The organism is Actinoplanes siamensis, assembly GCF_016862395.1.
Lineage (GTDB): Bacteria > Actinomycetota > Actinomycetes > Mycobacteriales > Micromonosporaceae > Actinoplanes > Actinoplanes siamensis.
In genome coordinates this window covers 76,128-94,226 of sequence record NZ_BOMW01000035.1, presented here as the reverse complement: position 1 = coordinate 94,226, position 18,099 = coordinate 76,128, and the positions used below count along the sequence as shown (strand labels likewise).

Genomic DNA, 18,099 nt, shown 5'->3' with positions numbered 1-18,099 from the left:
GGCTTCGCCTTCCGCCTGGCTCCTCCCTAACTCCTCCACAATGCAGTGATCGGGACGTTCATCTCGGCGAGGAGCGTCCGCAGCAACGGCAGCGACAGCCCGATCACGTTCCCCGGGTCACCCTCGATGCGCTCGACGAACGCTCCGCCGCGCCCGTCGAGGGTGAACGCCCCGGCGACCTGCAACGGCTCCCCGGAAGCGACGTACGCCTCGATCTCGGCGTCGGTGACGTCGGCGAAGTGCACCACTGTCGTGCCGACCGCCTCCGCCTGCCGCCCGCTGACCAGCCCGGTCAAATGGTGTCCGGTGTGCAGCACCCCGGACTTGCCGCGCATCGCCGTCCACCGCCGGGTGGCCTCCTGCGCGTCGGCCGGCTTCCCGAAGATCTCCCCTTCGAAGGCGAGCACGGAATCACACCCGAGCACCAGCGCCCCCGGATCCGCCGGCAGCTCCGCGGCGACGGTGCGCGCTTTCATCCGCGCGAGGGCGAGGCTCAGCGTGTACGCGTCCTCAGCCTCGACGACGCTCTCGTCCACGCCGCTGACGATCACCTCAGCGTCGATTCCCGCCCCGGTCAGCAGTGCCCGCCGAGCCGGGCTGGCGGACGCGAGGATAAGCCGGTACGCGTTGTCACTCTGCACGAAAAGTGAGACTACAAGCCTCCGTCGTACAAAAGTGCACGCAAGCCCCATCTTCAGCCGGGAAACCTCGGCACGGCCTGCCCCGTACGCCGCCAAGGACCGCCGGTCCGAGCTTGCCGGCCCTCCTCGAAGCGGCTCCCTCCGGCCGGGTCGATCTGAAAGCGGACCGCAGACGCACACAGCCTCTTCTCGATCCACGTCTCCAGCCCGGCTTGACCGGACCCAGCCCCGGCGTGACGCCAGTCGCGTTGCCTTCGCCGCGGCCCGCGCAGCGACTCAAAAGTCCTAAAGACGTTTTCGCCCTCGCCGGCGAACAGCAAGCCAAGCGACAAGAACCCCGCCGGCCAGCACAGCCGCAATCCCCCCGAGAACCACGGTTTTCTGCCGATCGCCGCCATGGTCAGCACCACCAGCCGCAGCACCGGACGATCCGCCGGCCCCCACAGCCGCGGACGCCGAACCACCCGCAAGCGGCGGCACGTCAGCGGTAAGGGCCTTCACGATGTCAAGCACCCCGTACCCGCACTGCTCATCCCACCCCGGAGCCCCAACATCCCGAGCCGTAGCAGTAAGCCGATGAATAACCTCCTGCGCCGACAATTCCGGAAATCGAGCCCTGACTAGTGCAGCTGCGCCTGAAGTTATTGCAGTTGCCGCCGATGTGCCACGGATTTCACTATACTCGGATTTCAATCCTGTTGTAATTATTTTCTCCCCCGGTGCGCATATTCCCAAATTGGGTCCAGGGATTGAGGAGGGCGTGGGAGTTCCATTCTTGCCTATTGCTCCTACCGCAAGAACACCTTGTAGTGCTGCGGGGTAGCCGATCGTGGCAACCCTAGAAGCGTTTCCTGAGCTGGCAATGATGACCGAATCCTGCTGTGCGGCTATGTGAATCGCTTCCTCAAGGGCCCTAGAGGGTCCCGTTACTGCTGAAATGTTCACGACACTGGCGCCGAGGGTAGCTGCCGCCTTTATTCCCGCTTCTAGCTCGGATGCTTGCGAAACCCCTTCAGTGACCTTGATGGAGAGCAGTCGAGAATCAGGAGCTATTCCTAGAATTCCTGCTGAATTCCCGTGGCCGTGACCCGCTATTAGGCCGGCCATCTCGGTCCCATGGCCGTCTTTGTCGTTGTTCGTGGAAGTTGACCTGCCGCTCGTAAGGTCGATCCCATTGGCGAGGTTCTTGACAAAGTCGCGATGCGGGAAAGTGCCGGTATCGGGCAGGCCGACCGTCACGCCTGCGCCAGTGCTTATCGAATGCGCGTCTTTGATTTTGAGGAAGTCAAGGAACCACTCCGCACTGCGTACGGGATCGGTTTTATTGGGAGGTGCTAGAGGGGTGGTTGTTGAGATTGAAAGCATGATACTTAGGAGTCCCCGGCTTATATACGTTCTCATTGGGGCAGGCCAAGGGCTGGTCCAGGATTAATTTTCTCCTTCTTGGGTGGCAGTAAGATCGGAGGAACGCCCTTTTCTGTTGCCCAGGGATCTTCTGGGTTCCAATGATCGCTGCCTGAACTATCGCCCCTAGAGGGTCTCAGTTTTTGCATGGGTCCCGGCGGGCCGCCCATGATCCCGGGCTGGCCGATGATGCCACCAACCGGGTTGACTCGTCGAATCTCGGGTGGGAGCGTTCCGCTGCGACTGTTGGCGACCCCCGGAGGGGTGCCAAGTATCCCGCCTGGGATAGACCCTTGATTTGCGCGAGTAGGTGACGAACTGTTTCCAGCCGATGCGATGGGATTTGCCTGTGTGACGGATCGTGTAATCCCGGTGATTTGGGGCTTTCGCGGTCCACCGGCAGCTGAAGTGCTGGGATCTCCTGGGACGTCTAACGCTGTTGATGAAGTGGTCGGCCTGCCTTTGGATGGCGTTAATTCGCTTATGGCGAGTTCGGAAGTTCGGGAGTTTGGAGGTGCTACTTCTTGCGGTATCGGAGGCGAGTAAAACGATGGTACTCTGCCTTGATTCTGTATTGAATTATTGGGCTGAGGTAGTCCAGAGTCTGTTGATACATGCCCAGATCGAGCGTATTGCTCACCAGGGAAGGATTGAATCCTGGAGGGCGGCGATGGGTGCGAATTACCCCCGCTATCCATGAAGGGTTTGCTGTCGTCGACGGGAATGCTCGGGTCATAGAGCTTGGGAGTGGTGATGTTCAGCTGGGCTTGGGCCAGGTCCGTGCTCAGGGCTGACATCACAGCCTGCGCCTGAAGGTGGAGCTGCAACTGCCGAGACTCCACGGGCGTCAGCGGCGGCGGGGCGATGATCCGGTACTTGCCGAGGGTCTCGGTGTTGCTGCGCTTCCGTGCGGCGACGGCCTCTGCCTCCTGCTGGCTGGCCAGGTACGTCCGATAGATGGGCTCCAGCTTCCGGCGGGCGCCGACCAGTGCGGACGTCGCGGCTCCCAGCGCGCGGTGGTTTTCCACAGTCGCGTGGTGAGTTTCGGTCAGGTGTTTGATCAGGTCGTCGAGGCGGTCCAGGTACTTGGCGGCGGCTCGGTTCTTCTCCGGGGGCCAGGCCTCGGCGAGGTTGTCCCGGTAGCGGCGGACCCGGGACAAATGGTCGATGAGCAGGTCGGCGGACTTCTTCCAGGTGACCAGCAGGTCTTTGTGGACTGTTCCGTCGTGGGCGGCCAGCATCGACCACATCTGCGGGACGGTCTTGCGGGTCCAGTCCGTGCCGCCTCCATTGTCGGAATTCGCGAACATCAGGCATTCCCCCTCGATGGCGGAGGCGTCGACCACGGCGAAGAGCTGGGCGGAGGCGGTGCGGGGAGAGCCGGGGCCGCGGGGAGGGGCGCTGCAGGTGAGCCCGGGCCCGCCGTCTCAGCTGGAGGCGCGCCAGATGCGGAAGAGGAGCCAGGCGTGGGCGCCGGTTCCCGGGCGGAAGAGGAGCCAGGCGTGGGCGCCGGCTCCTGGGCGGAAGAGGAGCCAGGCGTGGGCGCCGGTTCCCAGGCGGGAGGCCAGTCAGCCGACGGGGACGCCTCCGAGGCGGAAGGCGTGTCGGCGGTGGGAGAGGCGCCGGGCCCATGAGGAGCGGCGGAGGCGGCGGAGGGCGCGCCCGGCGGGGGAGCCGCCGGAGCCGAAGGGGCAGGAGGAAGCAGCCCAGCCGTGACCAGCGCCGACTCCACATCCGCAAGCCGAGCCCGGGCGAACGCATCCGCCCCGCGGTAAAGCCCACCGACCTCCTCGGCGGCCTTCGCGAAGCCATGCGTCCCATTGGCGAAGTTGTAAATGTTCTGCTGACAACTGTCCTGCGCCCACTGCAACACGCCGGCGAAGGCGGACAGCTCGTTGAACTGCCCGTCCACCGCCGGCAGGCGGGTCAGCATCTGGTTGGCCAGATTGTCCGCATGCGGGGCGTAGTCGTTGTCGACCTCGGCCAGCAGTTTTCTGGCGAAGTCTTCCATCGCGGTGATGTCGGCGGAGATGTGACAGTCATCGCGTCCGACGTCGTCGTTCGGAGCCACGCAGCGAGATTAACCAATCACCACGCGCTACATCGAGTCCTGTGGAGGCCGCCTGTGGACAAACGCGGGATCAGTGGACGCGCGGGAGGGCGGAGGTCCTCCAGGAGCGTGCGGGCGCTGCTGGGCGGGCTGATCGGATCCAGTCGGAGGGTGGTTGTGGCCGGGGAGAGGAATTGACCGACGTAGATCTAACTGCCAGGATGGCGACCAGAGCGGCCAGCTCATGATCGTCTAGGCTTCCACGTACGACTCCGACCAGCGGTTCCTCATTCATTGGCCGAGCGTACGACGGGTGCCCCGGCTTCCGGTGACACGTGTCCCACACTCGGCTGATCAATTCGCGGCCGCTCGACAGAACCAGGTATTTTCTGCGTGATGTCTTCTTCTCCCCCGCTCATTGTCGCTGATCGGTACCGGCTTATCGCGCCGCTCGGTCAGGGCGGGATGGGTCGCGTCTGGCGGGCGACCGATGTCGTCCTGCACCGCGAGGTGGCCATCAAGGAACTGGTGCCCCCGCCCGGACTGACGCCCGCCGAGCGGCAGGAGATGCGCGAGCGATCCCTGCGTGAGGCCCGCGCCATCGCCCGTCTCAACAACATCAACGTGGTCCGCGTCTTCGACGTGCTGCGGACGGACGCCGACCCGTGGATCGTCATGGAGTACGTGCCGTCCCGTTCCCTGCAGGACACGCTGGCCGCCGACGGGCCGTACAACCCGGTCCGCACCGCCGAGATCGGCCTCGGCGTGCTCAACGCGTTGAAGGCGGCCCACCGCGCCGGTGTCGTGCACCGCGACATCAAGCCGGGCAACGTGCTGATCGGCGGTGACGGCCGCGTCGTGCTGACCGATTTCGGTCTCGCGACAGTCCCCGGCGACCCGAATGTGACCCGCACCGGGCTGGTCCTCGGCTCCCCTGCGTACATCGCTCCGGAGCGTGCCCGGGACGGCACCGCCGGTCCCGCCGCCGACCTCTGGTCGCTCGGCGCCACGCTGTACGCCGCGGTCGAGGGCCAGTCCCCGTTCGCCCGCCCGTCGGCGATCGCCACGCTCGCCGCGCTGGCCACCGAGAACGTGCCGCAGGCCCGGAACGCGGGGCCGCTCAAGCCCGTACTCAACGGGTTGTTGCGGAAAGATCCGGCACACCGCATCGACGCCGACGAGGCCGAGCGGCTGCTGGCCCGGGCCGCCGGCCGCCGCACGAAGATCAGCTTCCCGATGAGCCCGACCATGCGCCGCCCCGGGGCCGGCCGGGAGCGGCCGTCGCTGCCGACCGGGCCGGGCGGGCCGCCGGTGCTGCCGGGCAGCGGTTTCGTCACCGCCACCGGCTCCGCGCCGGTCGTGCCCACCCCGCGCCCGCCGGTGACGGCCCGTCCCGGCGACGCGCCGAACCGTTCCCAGAGTGGCCCCAACGCCGTGGGCAACAACGGTCAGGGCCGTCCGACTCCACCGGGCCGTCCGGGCTTCACGCCGGGCCGCGCCACGGTCGGCAACGTGCCCCCGGCGCCCCCGGCAGGCCCGGGTCAGAAGCCGCCGCTGGACCCGACCAGGGTGGACGGGCCCCCGGTCCGCGACGAGCCGCCCGGCCGGCGCGGCCCGGCCGATCTCGGCGGTGCGCGCGGTCCAGCCGCCCCGCCCGGCCTCGCCCAACCGGGCAATTTGGCAGGTACGAGGGGACCTGTCGACCCGTCGCGTCCGCGCCAGCCCGGTACCCCGTTCGACGGCCGCGGCCCGGCGAATCCCGCTGGTCCGCGTCAGCCGGGTGACCCGTCCGGTGCTCGTGGACCGGTCACCTTCTCCGGCGCGCGTCCGGCGTCCGCCGCCCCTGGGGTTCCCGGGCGGGCGGCCCCTGTCGATCCGTCCGCGGATCACCCAGCGGTCAACACGGCCCGGGTCGGCTTCACCGCCGCCGACGTGGCCGCCAATCGCCGCAAGCAGGCCGCGCCCGAGCACGAGGCTTCGCTGGCCGCCGCGACCGGCGCCTACCCGGTGGTCCCCGCCCCGGACGAGGCCGACAAGTCCGCGGCCCGTGCGGAGACCGCGCAGCCGGCCCGTGCGGAGACCGCGCAGCAGGCCGAGGCGGAAGCAGTGCAGCCGGCGCGGACGGAAACAACGCGATCTCGGACGGAAGCCGCCCAGCCGGCGCGGAGGGAAGACGCGCAGTCCCGGACGGAAGCGGCGCGGCCGGGTCGGGCGGATGCCGCGCCGGCTGGGGCAGAGGCCGAGCAGCCGGCTCCGGGGGAAGCGCCGCGGCCGATCGTGGCCGGGGCGGAGACCCCGGCCGCGGAGGCCGCCCTGGTCACGCCGCCGCCCGCCGAGCCCGCGAAGGCCGGTCCGGAGGTCAAGGGCGAGGCGGAACAGAGCGGGAAGACGACGGCCGACGCCGTCGGGAAAGCGGCGGCGAAGTCGGTGGCCGGGAAGGCCACGATTGCGGAGTACGCCGCTGAGCCGTCCCCGACCGGAACCGACCAGCCCGGATCGGACAGTGCCGCGCGGGCCGGGTCCGACACGCCCGGGACGACAACCAGCGCGGAAACTTCTGACGTCGCGGCCGGACGCGTCGCAGCCGTGACCGCGGCGGAGGCCGGTCCCGCGAAGAACGCCGGGTCGGCGGAAGAGCCTGCGGCTGCCGAGCAGGCGGAGCCCGCGGAAGCAGCGGAACCGGCGGAGAAGGCCGAGTCGGCGGAGAAGACCCAGCCGGCGGAGAAGGCCGAGCCGGCGGAGAAGACCCAGCCGGCGGTCAAGGCCGAGCCGGGACCGGACCGGTCCGCGGAGGCCACGCCCGAGCCGGCCGAGGCCGACACCGAGAAGGCCGAGGCCGAACAGCCCGAGCCCGAGCAGGCCGCGCGAGCGGAAGCGGCGCGAGCCGAAGAAGCACGAGCTGAGCAAGCGCGGGCCGAAGCTGCGCGGGCCGAGAAAGCGCGGGCCGAAGCTGCGCGGGCCGAGAAAGCACGGGCCGAGGCCGCGCGTGCGGAAGCGGCGCGGAAGGAGGCGGCCCGGGTCAAGGCCGAGCAGGCCAAGAAGCCCGAGCCGGCCGAGGCCCCGGAACGCCCGGCCACGGCTCTGACCCCTGGTCGGCGCCCGGCCGCCGACCAGGACAAGACCTCTGTGGTCGACTTCACCGCGATCGTCCCGCCGACCCCGACCCCGGCCGCCGAGCCGGACGGCGCCACCCGGGTGGTCAACCAGCTGCCCGGCGTCCCCGGGTTCACCCCGTCGAACCGTCCGGCGTGGAATCCGATGCCGGTGCGCCCGGAGGTTCGCCGGGTCAACGGCGTCACGATCTTCGGGACCACGCTGACCCGCCGTCAGGCGATCGTCGGCGCCTCGATCGTGCTGGTGTTCGTGCTGCTCGTCGGCATCATCCTGGTGCAGGCGTTGGGTGACGACGGGGACCGGACGGCCGGGTCCGGCGGCACCACGCCGGCCGCGGTGTCCGGCAGCGAGCAGCCGGCCGCCCCGCCGGCCAAGGGCGGCGCCGGCTCGGCCGCGCCGGCGAAGCCGTCCAGCGCGCCGTCCTCCGCGGCCGCGACCACCGGCGCGGTTCCGGCGGGCTGGAAGACCAGATCGCTCTCCGGTTACTCGCTCGCGCTCCCGTCGAACGCCGAGGTGGAGAAGCGCGGCAGCGGCGGCAACTGGATCAAGTGGGACAACCGGCTGCTGATCGTCTTCCGGTTCGACGGTGACCAGGGTGACCCGGCGAAGGCCTTCCAGCAGGCGTCGCCCCCGCCCGGTTACCAGAAGATCGGCATCAAGTCGGTCACCTACCAGGGGCGTCCGGCCGCGGACTGGGAGTACCTGTACAACACCGACAGCGGAAGCCGGCAGCGGGTGTTGAAGCGGGGCTTCTCGGTCGACGGGAAGACGTACAACATCTGCTGGTACACGCCGCCGGACGAATGGGACTCCGCGCGGAAGGATCTGGACGGAGTGCTCGCCGGATTCAAGGCGGGCTGACCGGACCGGGCAAGCCGACGCCAACTTCATGCGTGATTCCTCGGCAACGCGGGTAGTTGTTGAGGATCACGGATGGAGGTGCGTTATGAACTGCCGACGGTACGGCAGTAAGCCCACGCTGGCGCTGTGGATGCTGGTCGCCCTGGCCGACGTCGCGATTGTCGCGACCGCCCTGGGACCGGTGGCGGTGCTTCTCCTCGCCGGTCTGGTGGTCGCGGCCGGCGGCGTCTACGCGGCCCGGAGCCTCGGCCACCGTGCCCCCGCCCCCGCGAAGGCAGTGGCCCGCCGTCGCGCCTGAACGAGCACAGAGCCGGGCAACGGAAAGAGCCACCAGGCGTAGGCGCCCGGCAGGTGGAGGAGCAAGCAGGCGTGGGAGCCCGCGAAGCGGAGCAGGTCGGCAGGCCGAGGCCGGCGGGCAGAGAAGCCGGACCACCGAACGAGTTGTACGTAGCTGAGACGCGTGGCCGGTGCGACGCACCGCACGGCCGGATCGGCTACAGTCCCCCGCGTGTTGTCGATCGACGGTGTGAGCGACCTCTGGGACCAACTGCTGGGCGCCCAACCGGACCCACCCGGGATGCTGGTGCTGCTCACCGCGGTCGCCGGATTCCTGGCGGTGGCCTTCCGCCCGGTGTGGCGGGTGGCCCGCAACGCGGTGACCATCGCCCATGAGGGTGGTCATGCCCTGTTCGCCCTGCTGACCGGCCGCAGACTGCGCGGCATCCGGTTGGAGTTCGACACGTCCGGCCTGACGCTCTCGGCGGGCCGGCCGACCGGCCTCGGGATGATTCTTACCCTGCTCGGCGGCTACATCGCGCCGTCGCTGGTCGGGCTGGGCGGCGCGTGGCTGCTCGGCGGCAACCGCATCACGCTGCTGCTCTGGCTGGCAGTGGCGCTGCTGCTGCTCATGCTGATCAACATCCGGAACCTGTTCGGGGTGATCTCGCTGTTGGTCACCGGCGCGATCGTGTTCGCCGTGTCCTGGTACGCGTCGCCCGAGGTGCAGTCCGCGTTCGCGTACGCGGGAGTCTGGTTCCTTCTGATCGGCGGCGTGCGGCCGGTCTTCGAGCTGCAGAGCCTGCGCAGCCGCGGCCGGATGCGCGATTCGGACGCCGACCAGCTGGCCCGGATCACCCACGTGCCGGCGCTCTTCTGGGTCGGCGTCTTCCTCGTCGTCAACCTGATCGCCCTGGTCACGGGCGCGTTCCTGCTGGCCGGCCAGTGGCTGCCGGCGACCGTCTGAACGACCGCCCGGTAAACCGCGCGGGCGCCCGAAGCCGTGCGCTGCTCGAATGGACCGCCCGGCCGTGCCCGGACCCGGGAAGCCGTCGGCCGTGCGCGGACCCGGGAAGCCGCCCGCGCCACCGCGGGGAAAGCCGCTACAGCGGGATGTTGCCGTGCTTCTTCGGCGGCAGGCTCTCCCGCTTGGTCCGCAGCATCCGCAGGGCCCGGGTCACCTGCGCCCGGGTGTCCGACGGCCGGATCACCGCGTCCACATAGCCCCGCTCGGCCGCGATGTACGGGTTGGCCAGCGTGTCCTCGTACTCCTGGATCAGTTCGGCCCGGCGCGCCGCCGGATCCTCGGCGGACGCCAGCTCCCCGCGGTACAGGATGTTCACCGCGCCCTGCGCGCCCATCACCGCGATCTGCGCGGTCGGCCAGGCGAAGTTCATGTCCGCGCCGATGTGCTTGGAGCCCATCACGTCGTACGCCCCGCCGTACGCCTTGCGGGTGATCACCGTGACCTTCGGGACCGTCGCCTCGGCGTACGCGTAGATCAGCTTGGCCCCGCGCCGGATGATCCCGTCCCACTCCTGTCCGGTGCCGGGCAGGAAGCCGGGCACGTCGACGAACGTCAGCACCGGGATGTTGAACGCGTCGCAGGTGCGCACGAACCGGGCTGCCTTCTCGCTGGCCGCGATGTCGAGCGTGCCGGCGAGGTGCATCGGCTGGTTCGCCACCACGCCGACCGGCCGGCCCTCCACCCGGCCGAACCCGACCACGATGTTCTGCGCGTAGAGCGGCTGCACCTCGAGGAAGTCCTCGACCACCGTCTCGACCACCGTCTTGATGTCGTACGGCTGGTTGGGCGAGTCCGGGACCAGCGTGTCCAGGGCCAGGTCGGCGTTGCCCGGGGTGAGGTCCGCGTCCTCGGCGTCGACGGCCGGCTCGTCCAGGTTGTTGCTGGGCAGGTAGGAGAGCAGAGCCCGGACGTAGTCGATCGCGTCGTCCTCGTCGGAGGCCAGGTAGTGGGCGTTGCCGCTGCGGGTGTTGTGGGTGCGCGCGCCGCCCAGCTCCTCCATCCCGACCTCCTCGCCGGTGACCGTCTTGATCACGTCCGGCCCGGTGATGAACATGTGCGAGGTCTGGTCGACCATCACTGTGAAGTCGGTGATCGCGGGGGAGTAGACCGCGCCGCCCGCGCACGGTCCCATGATCAGCGAGATCTGCGGGATCACGCCGCTGGCCCGGACGTTGCGGAAGAAGATGTCGGCGTAGAGGCCGAGCGCGACCACGCCCTCCTGGATCCGGGCGCCACCGGAGTCGTTGATCCCGATGATCGGGCAGCCGATCTTCATGGCCAGGTCGAGCACCTTGACGATCTTCTCGCCGAAGACCTCGCCGAGCGAGCCGCCGAAGACCGTGAAGTCCTGCGAGAACACGCAGACCTGCCGGCCGTCGACGGTGCCGTAGCCGGTCACCACGCCGTCGCCGTACGGCCGGTTCCTGTCCAGGCCGAAGGCGGTGGACCGGTGCCGGGCCAGCTCGTCGAGCTCGACGAACGAGTCCTTGTCGAGCAGCAGCTCGATCCGTTCCCGCGCGGTCTTCTTGCCGCGGGCGTGCTGCTTCTCGACGGCTCGCGCGGACCCGGCGTGGACCGCCTCCTCGGAGCGGTTGGCGAAGTCGGCGAGCTTGCCGGCGGTGGTGTGGATGTCGGGCTGCGTTGTCACGATGGTCTCCACGCTCGGCGGGCGGCGATGCACTCCGATGATCGTAGCTTCGCTCGCGGCGTACGAAGCGGGTGTCGGTATGCGTCCGTTTCACACCCCTTGCCCCATTCGTTACGCCTCACGTGACGAACTGGATGACCGCAGCCGGGCTTGCTTTCATCGCGGGAGGCCTCGCCACACTGATCAATTTCCGCGCCGTGCTGTTCGGGGGCGGGGGCGGCGATGGTGCGCGCGACGCGAACCCGGCCCGCCGTGGCCGCTCCGGGGAGCCGCCGCGGACCGCGTCCCGGGCGGGCGGCTGTCCCCGGGGCGACGAGATTCCGGTGGACAACGCGCCGGGCCGGGGACGCCGGCGGGCCGCCGCTTTCAACAGCCGGGTGCAGCCGATCGGGCCGGACTCCGGCCCGGCCGACGCGGGCGATCGTGTCCTGCCGCGGTACCCCTGGCCTGAGCAGCGGTCCTGGCACGGCGAGCGGTCCGGGCACGGGGGGAAGGCGTGGCAGGGCGACCGGGGCGTGGTGGACGAAGCGGCCGAACCGCGGGAGGCGGACGAGCAGCCCGAGGCGTCCCGGTTCATCGACAACACCGCCTGGCGCGCGGAGCCGGCTCCCGACCAGGCCGAATGCGATGCGTCGCCGGATTCCGAGCCGCCTGGCTGGGATGTGGCGCCGGCCCCCGAGCCGCCCGGCTGGGATGCAGAGCACGCCTCCGGTCAGGGTGGGTGGGGCACGGAACCGGCTTCCGGCCAGGCCGCTTGGAGCGAGGCCGACGACGATTCGGGGTACGACCGGACGCGCCCCGCCCCGATCGACCGCTCCGATCGCCGCTACGGCGACCGGATCGACGACTGGGTCCGCCCGCGGTACCGCGACCTGGACGATCAGCCGCCGTCCGGGGACTACTGGACCCCGGTGCCGGACGACCTCTACGCCGACCCCGAGCCCTCGGCGCGCGGCTACGGCTGGCCGGTCCCGGTGGAACGGCTCCCGGCCGTTCCCGACTACGAGCCCGCGACCGGTTTTGATCTGACCCCGGTGCAGGCCGCCGAGCCCACCACACTGATGCCGGCGTGGACCCCGCCCGAGGACGAGCAGCGCATCCGGCTGCCGCGCTCGTGGGCGATGCGGGACGCCCGGGGGCGCAGCCTCGAACGTACCGCCAACGGGTCGGCCGGCCGGGAGGAACCATCATGGAACGACCCGTCCCGGCGCGGCCGCCGTGCGGCCGACGCCGAAGCCCGGCGCGAACGTGGCCGTCCTCGTCCGCGCCCCCGCCCGGCCGCCGTCGAGGCGGACTCGTCCTACGTGAGCCGCCACGCCGCCCACCCACAGCGCTGACCAGGCCACCGGCGCGACAATGCGCCGGCGGGCGGTGCACCCGCGCCCGGAACGGACGCCGGAGGGGCGCGCTGGAGAAACGACGCGTGCCCGGCGCCGGCGGGCGCGCCGCCTGTTCGAGGCCGGATGCCTGGTTCGGGAAGGTACACGGGAACGAGGCGCGCCGCCCGGACCGGGACAGGCTCGTCGAAGAGAGGTGGGCCGGTGGCGAAGCACCGCCGACGGCCGCCCGCCGGACGGGGCATAGGCTGCCGGAATGGCCGCTTCTGGGTACACCGATCTGGACCGCCCGCCGCTCTCCGGGCGCGCGCTCACCCGCGCCCTGGTGCGGCCCGACGCGCTCTGGTCGCGGATCGACATCCGCGACGAGACCGGCTCCACCAACGCGGACGCCGCCGAGGCGGCCCGCGACGGCGTCGCGGAAGGGCTGGTCGTCGTCGCCGAGCAGCAGGTCGCGGGCCGCGGCCGGCGCGACCGGCAGTGGCGCAGCCCGGCCCGAGCCGGACTGACCCTGAGCATGCTGCTGCGGCCCGGCGTCCCGGACGCGGAGCGCGGCTGGCCCGCCGCGACCCCCGGCACGTTCGGCTGGCTGCCGCTGCTGGCCGGGGTGGCGCTGGCCGAGGCGGTGACCCGGGTGGCCGACGTCGATGCCGCCCTGAAGTGGCCGAACGACCTGCTGGTCGGCGACCGCAAGTGCGCCGGGATCCTGGCCGAGATGTCCGGCGACGCGATAGTGGTCGGGATCGGACTCAACGTCAGCACCCGCGCCGAGGAACTGCCGGAGACCACCGGGGTGCCGGCCACCTCGCTGCGCCTGGCCGGCGCGACCAGCCTGGACCGCGATCCGCTGCTGCGGGCGCTGCTGCGGGCGATGGAGCGGTGGTACGGGGGCTGGCGCGAGTCCGGCGGCGACGCCGAGATGTGCGGGCTGCTCGGGGAGTACCAGCGGCGGTGCGCGACGATCGGCCGGGACGTGCGGGTGCTGCTGCCCGGTGGCGGCGAGCTCACCGGCGAGGCGGCCACCGTGGACCGGGACGGGCAACTCGTGATCCGTACGGTGGACGGCGCCGAGCATCGTGTCTCGGCGGGGGATGTCCTGCACGTACGCTGACCGCGTGGCGTTCCCGGCGGAAGTTCTCGCGGAGCACGAGGAGGTCGTCCTCCACCTGCGCCCGCACGGCAAGTCGGTGGTCGGCCCGGCCCTGGTGGTCGCGCTCACCCTGACCGGCACGATCATGGCCTGGGTGCTGCTGCCGGACAACGAGGGCGGCCGGATCGGTTTCGTCCTGGTCGTCGCGATCATGCTCTATCACGGCGTCCGGTACGGCCTGCATCCGCTCGCGCAGTGGCGTTGCACGCACTACGTGCTGACCGGCGAGCGGCTCCTGATGCAGCGCGGTGTGCTGGTCCGTGAGCGTCGTGACCTGCCGTTGAACCGGGTGAACGACCACGCGCTGACCCAGTCCCTGCTGGACCGCCTCTTCGGCACCGGCACGTTGGTGATCGACTCGATTGGCGAGCAGAGCGCCCGGCTGACCGGGGTGCCCCGGGCACAGCGGGTGCAGACGCTGCTCTACGAGCTGATCGAGCGGGCGCCGGACGACGCGGACGACGCGGACGACGCGGAGGAAGCGGACGACGAGGAGGTCAGCGCTTCAGCCGGGCGTCCAGCTCGGCCGCGCTCCCCGGAACGTCGACAGCGCTGAGCTCGGCCAGGCCGGCCGTCGCGTCGAGCTCGGCGATCTCCCCCTCGTGGCCGTCGACCGGGGGCTTGAGGAACACGAACGTCCGGTAGGCCCAGAAGCGGAAGATCGTGGCGATCGCGATGCCGATCACCGTGACGCCGAGGAACATCAGCTCGTCGTCCGTCTCGGTGAGGCCGAAACCGTACTTGCCGACCGCGACCATGCCGGACTGGATCACCATCCCGACCAGGTTGAAGCCGAAGAACAACGTGTACTCCCGGCGGAGCGCGGTGCGCGTGTGGTGCCGGTAGGTCCAGTAGCGGTTCGCCAGGTACGCCAGAGTGGTGGTGACGACGGTGGCGATGATGCTCGCCTTGACCGCGCCGATCGGCAGCGCGAGCCAGGTGATGGCCATGTAGAGCAGCGTGTTCCCGGCGCCGATGATGCCGAAGGCGACGGCTTCGGGAGCGAGACGGCGCAGGCGTTCCGTCAGCGGTTGAGCTGAAGGCATTGGGCAACCTTACGGGGGCAAGGGCGCGAGCGCCGAATCACTGGAGGGTGGGTGACGACGGTGTCACACCTGCTGTCCGCCGCGCGTCGGCGCGGAAGACGAACTTCCGGTACGACCAGAATCGGAAGACGGTACCGATCGCGGTGCCGACGAGCTGACCCGCGATGTTGTCCGCCGCCCGGCTCTGCAACGCCGGCCAGATCTCGCCGAGACCGTAGTGGCTGATCGCCAGGCAGGCCAACGCGATGCCCAGTCCTATGGCGTTGAGCACGAAAAACGTCGTGTACTGCCGGGCCATGTGGGGGTGTGCGCCGTCGCGCCAGGTCCAGAACCGGTTGCCGAAGAACGCCAGGGTGGTCGCCACGATCGTGGAGAGCGTCTTGGCGGTCAGCGTCTCGCTGCCGGCGCCGAGCAGCACGTTGAAGACGATCAGGTCGATCGCGAAGGCGAGGCCGCCGACCGTCCCGAACTTGCCCGCCTCCCGCGCCAGGGCGCGTAACCGGCTGCGCAGGCCTCGGGGCCGCGATGAGGTCGGGGGCACGCGACCGACAGTACCGTCGCCCGGCACGCTGCGCTGACCTCGTTGCACAGTCTCAACCAGCCGTACCCGCATGGTCACGTTGCCGATACGTATTGTGACGAAAACTGTCGATCTCGCGGATCTCGGCCAGCCGGCCCCGGCACTCCGCGCAGCGGCCGAGGTGGGTGCGCATCCGGTGCGCGTCGCGCGGGGCGAGCCGGCCGCGCACCTGCGGGCCCAGCCGCTCGCCGGCCCACCGGCACTCGGGGTGCTCGGCCGCGGTGACGTGCTGCTGGAGATAGAGGCTGCGCAGCCCCTCCCGGGCCCGGTGGGCCAGGACTGCCACCGCGTTCGGGGTCAGGCCCATCCGCGGGGCCAGCTCGGCCGGGGTGCTGCCCTCCACCTCGGTCTGCCAGAGCACGTCCCGCCAGCGCGGCGGGAGCTGGCGGAACGCGGCGGCGGCGAAGGTGCGCTCCAGCCGGTCCAGCGCCGGGTCGATGAACGGCTCGCCGGCGTCGTACCGGGTCAGGTCGTCGGTGAACTCCAGCCGCCGGTCCGTGCGGGCGCGCCGGTAGCAGACGTGCCGCATGGTGGTGTGCAGGTAGGCGCGGAAGGCGATGAGTGGGCCACGGCCCGCCCGCAGCGACGCGAACACCTTGGCGAACGTCTCGGCGACCAGGTCGTCGGCGTCGGCGGGGTCGCGCGCCAGGCTGTAGGCGAACAGCCGAGCCGCCGGGTAGTGCCGCTCGTAGAGCGTGCCGTAGGCGGCGGTGTCGCCGGCCCGGACGGCCGCGAGTAGATCCGTGTCCGAGTCCACGTCGTTGCCCGGGGTCGTCATTCCGCCTCCTGTGGCAGGAACTGCGAGGAAAGCCCGATTAGGTGAAAGTGTACGGTGCTTTGTCCTTTTTGCGAAAGTTGTCGAGACTAACGGTGTGGCTGGCGTGACTGCGCGCTCCTGCGTCAAGCGCCGAAGAATCGATCGCAAATGCGCACCGCAACCAAAGATTGTGCGGTTGTCCACAGGTTCAGCCGATGAACCGTATGGGTATCAGGCTTAACCTGATGTGACTCCCGTGACATCAGCCAGCTCACCGGCTGTCCCGTCATTGGTCAGTGCCGACCGAAGGAGCTTCACTTTGTCTCACCCCCACACCTCGCATCCGCGCCTGCTGGCGTGGATCGACGAGGTCGCCGCCCTGACAACGCCCGACCGGATCGTCTGGTGCGACGGTTCGGAAGCCGAGTGGACCCGGCTGACCGACCAGCTGGTCGAGTCCGGCGCGCTGGTCCGCCTCGACCCGCAGCGCAGACCCAACTCGTTCTGGGCGCGTACCGACCCGTCCGACGTGGCACGGGTCGAGGAACGCACGTTCATCTGCTCGGCCGACGAGGCCGACGCCGGACCGACCAACAACTGGATGGCGCCGGCCGAGATGAAGACCCGGATGACCGAGCTGTACCGGGGCTCGATGCGGGGCCGGACGATGTACGTCGTCCCGTTCTGCATGGGCCCGCTGAACGCTGAGAACCCGATGTTCGGGGTCGAGCTCACCGACAGCCCGTACGTCGTGGCGAGCATGCGCATCATGACCCGGATGGGGGCCGAGGTCCTGAGCGCGATGGGCGACGACGCGGACTTCGTGCCCTGCCTGCACTCGATCGGCGCGCCGCTGGAGCCCGGCCGCGGCGACGTCGCCTGGCCGTGCAACGAGACCAAGTACATCTCGCACTTCCCGGAGACCCGGGAGATCTGGTCGTACGGCTCCGGGTACGGCGGGAACTCGCTGCTCGGCAAGAAGTGCTACGCGCTGCGCATCGCCAGCGTGGCCGCCCGGGACGAGGGCTGGCTCGCCGAGCACATGTTGATCATGAAGCTGACCTCGCCGGAGGGGACGGTCCGCTACATCGCCGGCGCCTTCCCGTCGGCCTGCGGCAAGACCAACCTGGCCATGCTGGAGCCGACCCTGCCCGGCTGGAAGGTGGAGACGGTCGGCGACGACATCGCTTGGATGCGGTTCGGCTCGGACGGCCGGCTGTGGGCCACCAACCCGGAGTTCGGGCTGTTCGGCGTCGCGCCCGGCACCGACTTCCACACCAACCCGAACGCGATGCGCACGCTCGCGAAGGGCAACTCCGTCTTCACCAACGTCGCGCTGACCGACGACGGCGACATCTGGTGGGAGGGCATGGGCGAGCCGCCCGCGCACCTGACCGACTGGAAGGGACAGGACTGGACGCCGGCGTCCCCGGCGCCGTCGAGCCACCCGAACAGCCGCTTCTGCACCCCGATCGAGCAGTGCCCGATCCTCGCGGAGGAGTACCACGACCCGCGCGGCGTGCCGATCGACGCGATCCTGTTCGGCGGCCGCCGCAAGACCACGATCCCGCTGGTGACCGAGGCCCGCGACTGGGTGCACGGGGTGTACCTGGGCGCCACGCTCTCCTCGGAGACGACGGCGGCCGCGGTGGGCCAGGTGGGCGTGGTGCGCCGCGACCCGATGGCGATGCTGCCGTTCATCGGCTACCACGCCGGCGACTACTTCCAGCACTGGATCGACATGGCCAAGGGCGCGTCCGGCGACGCGTCCAAGCTGCCCAGGGTCTTCTACGTGAACTGGTTCCGGCGCGGCGACGACGGCCGGTTCCTCTGGCCCGGCTTCGGTGAGAACAGCCGGGTGCTCAAGTGGATCGCCGAGCGGCTGGACGGCCGGGCCGACGCGGTGGAGACCCCGATCGGGCACGTCGCCACCCCGGACTCACTCGACCTGACCGGCCTCGACCTTCCCCGGGCCGATCTGGAGGCGGTGCTGCGCGTCGACAAGGACGAGTGGCTGGCGGAGCTGCCGCAGGTCACCGAGTGGTTCGAGAAGTTCGGTGACAAGCTGCCCGCGGTGCTCTGGGCCGAGCTGGACGCGCTGCGGGCGCGGCTGGCCGACGCCTGACCCGGCTCCGCCCGCGCCCGCCCGCAACGGCGCGGGCGGGCGCGGGCGGTTTTGTATAACGCTTTGGCGAACAGCCGTTCGGC

15 protein-coding genes are annotated in these 18,099 nt (G+C 70.2%); 7 read left to right on the top strand and 8 right to left on the bottom strand.

What is annotated here, in order from left to right; all coding sequences use genetic code 11:
• Positions 1-26: 26 nt before the first annotated feature.
• The 4 genes from Asi03nite_RS19520 to Asi03nite_RS19505 form a co-directional block, all read right to left on the bottom strand.
• Positions 27-641, bottom strand: coding sequence for a Maf family protein (locus Asi03nite_RS19520; protein ID WP_203681668.1), 615 nt, complete (start codon positions 639-641; stop codon positions 27-29).
• Positions 642-926: 285 nt separating this feature from the next.
• A complete protein-coding gene (locus tag Asi03nite_RS19515; protein ID WP_203681666.1) occupies positions 927-2,006 on the bottom strand; it encodes a S8 family serine peptidase in 1,080 nt (359 codons plus the stop codon).
• A 32-nt stretch (positions 2,007-2,038) separates the two neighbouring features.
• Positions 2,039-3,391 (bottom strand): hypothetical protein, encoded by a 1,353-nt coding sequence (locus tag Asi03nite_RS19510; RefSeq protein WP_203681663.1) that lies wholly within the window; start codon positions 3,389-3,391, stop codon positions 2,039-2,041.
• A 795-nt stretch (positions 3,392-4,186) separates the two neighbouring features.
• The gene (locus Asi03nite_RS19505; RefSeq protein WP_203681662.1) at positions 4,187-4,390 is read right to left on the bottom strand and encodes an acyl-CoA carboxylase subunit epsilon; all 204 of its coding nucleotides are present in this window, start codon (positions 4,388-4,390) and stop codon (positions 4,187-4,189) included.
• Positions 4,391-4,491: 101 nt separating this feature from the next.
• Here Asi03nite_RS19505 and Asi03nite_RS38940 point away from each other — a divergent pair, with 101 nt between their 5' ends.
• The 3 genes from Asi03nite_RS38940 (at position 4,492) to Asi03nite_RS19490 (ending at position 9,313) form a co-directional block, all read left to right on the top strand.
• On the top strand, positions 4,492-8,070 hold the full coding sequence (locus Asi03nite_RS38940; protein WP_373872139.1) for a serine/threonine-protein kinase: 3,579 nt from the start codon (positions 4,492-4,494) through the stop codon (positions 8,068-8,070).
• 85 nt (positions 8,071-8,155) lie between these two features.
• On the top strand, positions 8,156-8,368 hold the full coding sequence (locus tag Asi03nite_RS19495) for a hypothetical protein (RefSeq protein WP_203681661.1): 213 nt from the start codon (positions 8,156-8,158) through the stop codon (positions 8,366-8,368).
• A 210-nt stretch (positions 8,369-8,578) separates the two neighbouring features.
• Positions 8,579-9,313, top strand: coding sequence for a M50 family metallopeptidase (locus Asi03nite_RS19490; RefSeq protein ID WP_203681660.1), 735 nt, complete (start codon positions 8,579-8,581; stop codon positions 9,311-9,313).
• Positions 9,314-9,449: 136 nt separating this feature from the next.
• Here the strand turns inward: Asi03nite_RS19490 and Asi03nite_RS19485 are convergent, their stop codons facing one another.
• On the bottom strand, positions 9,450-11,021 hold the full coding sequence (locus Asi03nite_RS19485) for an acyl-CoA carboxylase subunit beta (protein WP_203681658.1): 1,572 nt from the start codon (positions 11,019-11,021) through the stop codon (positions 9,450-9,452).
• Between the two features lie 134 nt (positions 11,022-11,155).
• Here Asi03nite_RS19485 and Asi03nite_RS19480 point away from each other — a divergent pair, with 134 nt between their 5' ends.
• From Asi03nite_RS19480 to Asi03nite_RS19470, 3 genes are all read left to right on the top strand, one after another.
• Positions 11,156-12,358: a hypothetical protein gene (locus Asi03nite_RS19480; RefSeq protein ID WP_203681656.1), complete on the top strand. Its 1,203-nt coding sequence runs from the start codon at positions 11,156-11,158 to the stop codon at positions 12,356-12,358.
• Positions 12,359-12,614: 256 nt separating this feature from the next.
• Entirely contained in the window at positions 12,615-13,469 is an 855-nt protein-coding gene (locus Asi03nite_RS19475) for a biotin--[acetyl-CoA-carboxylase] ligase (protein WP_203681654.1), read from the top strand.
• Positions 13,470-13,473: 4 nt separating this feature from the next.
• Entirely contained in the window at positions 13,474-14,064 is a 591-nt protein-coding gene (locus Asi03nite_RS19470; RefSeq protein ID WP_239102783.1) for a PH domain-containing protein, read from the top strand.
• On the opposite strand, the gene Asi03nite_RS19465 is transcribed toward Asi03nite_RS19470, so the two are convergent.
• From Asi03nite_RS19465 to Asi03nite_RS19455, 3 genes are read right to left on the bottom strand one after another with little or no spacing between them, the layout of a single operon-like run.
• A complete protein-coding gene (locus Asi03nite_RS19465) occupies positions 14,006-14,554 on the bottom strand; it encodes a GtrA family protein (protein ID WP_203681649.1) in 549 nt (182 codons plus the stop codon). The genes Asi03nite_RS19470 and Asi03nite_RS19465 overlap by 59 nt on opposite strands.
• Positions 14,555-14,591: 37 nt before the next feature.
• On the bottom strand, positions 14,592-15,095 hold the full coding sequence (locus Asi03nite_RS19460; RefSeq protein ID WP_239102782.1) for a GtrA family protein: 504 nt from the start codon (positions 15,093-15,095) through the stop codon (positions 14,592-14,594).
• Positions 15,096-15,147: 52 nt separating this feature from the next.
• Entirely contained in the window at positions 15,148-15,912 is a 765-nt protein-coding gene (locus tag Asi03nite_RS19455; protein ID WP_203681646.1) for a sigma-70 family RNA polymerase sigma factor, read from the bottom strand.
• Between the two features lie 298 nt (positions 15,913-16,210).
• On the opposite strand from Asi03nite_RS19455, the gene Asi03nite_RS19450 reads away from it, so the two are divergent.
• Positions 16,211-18,016 (top strand): phosphoenolpyruvate carboxykinase (GTP), encoded by a 1,806-nt coding sequence (locus Asi03nite_RS19450; protein WP_203681643.1) that lies wholly within the window; start codon positions 16,211-16,213, stop codon positions 18,014-18,016.
• Positions 18,017-18,099 lie beyond the last annotated feature (83 nt).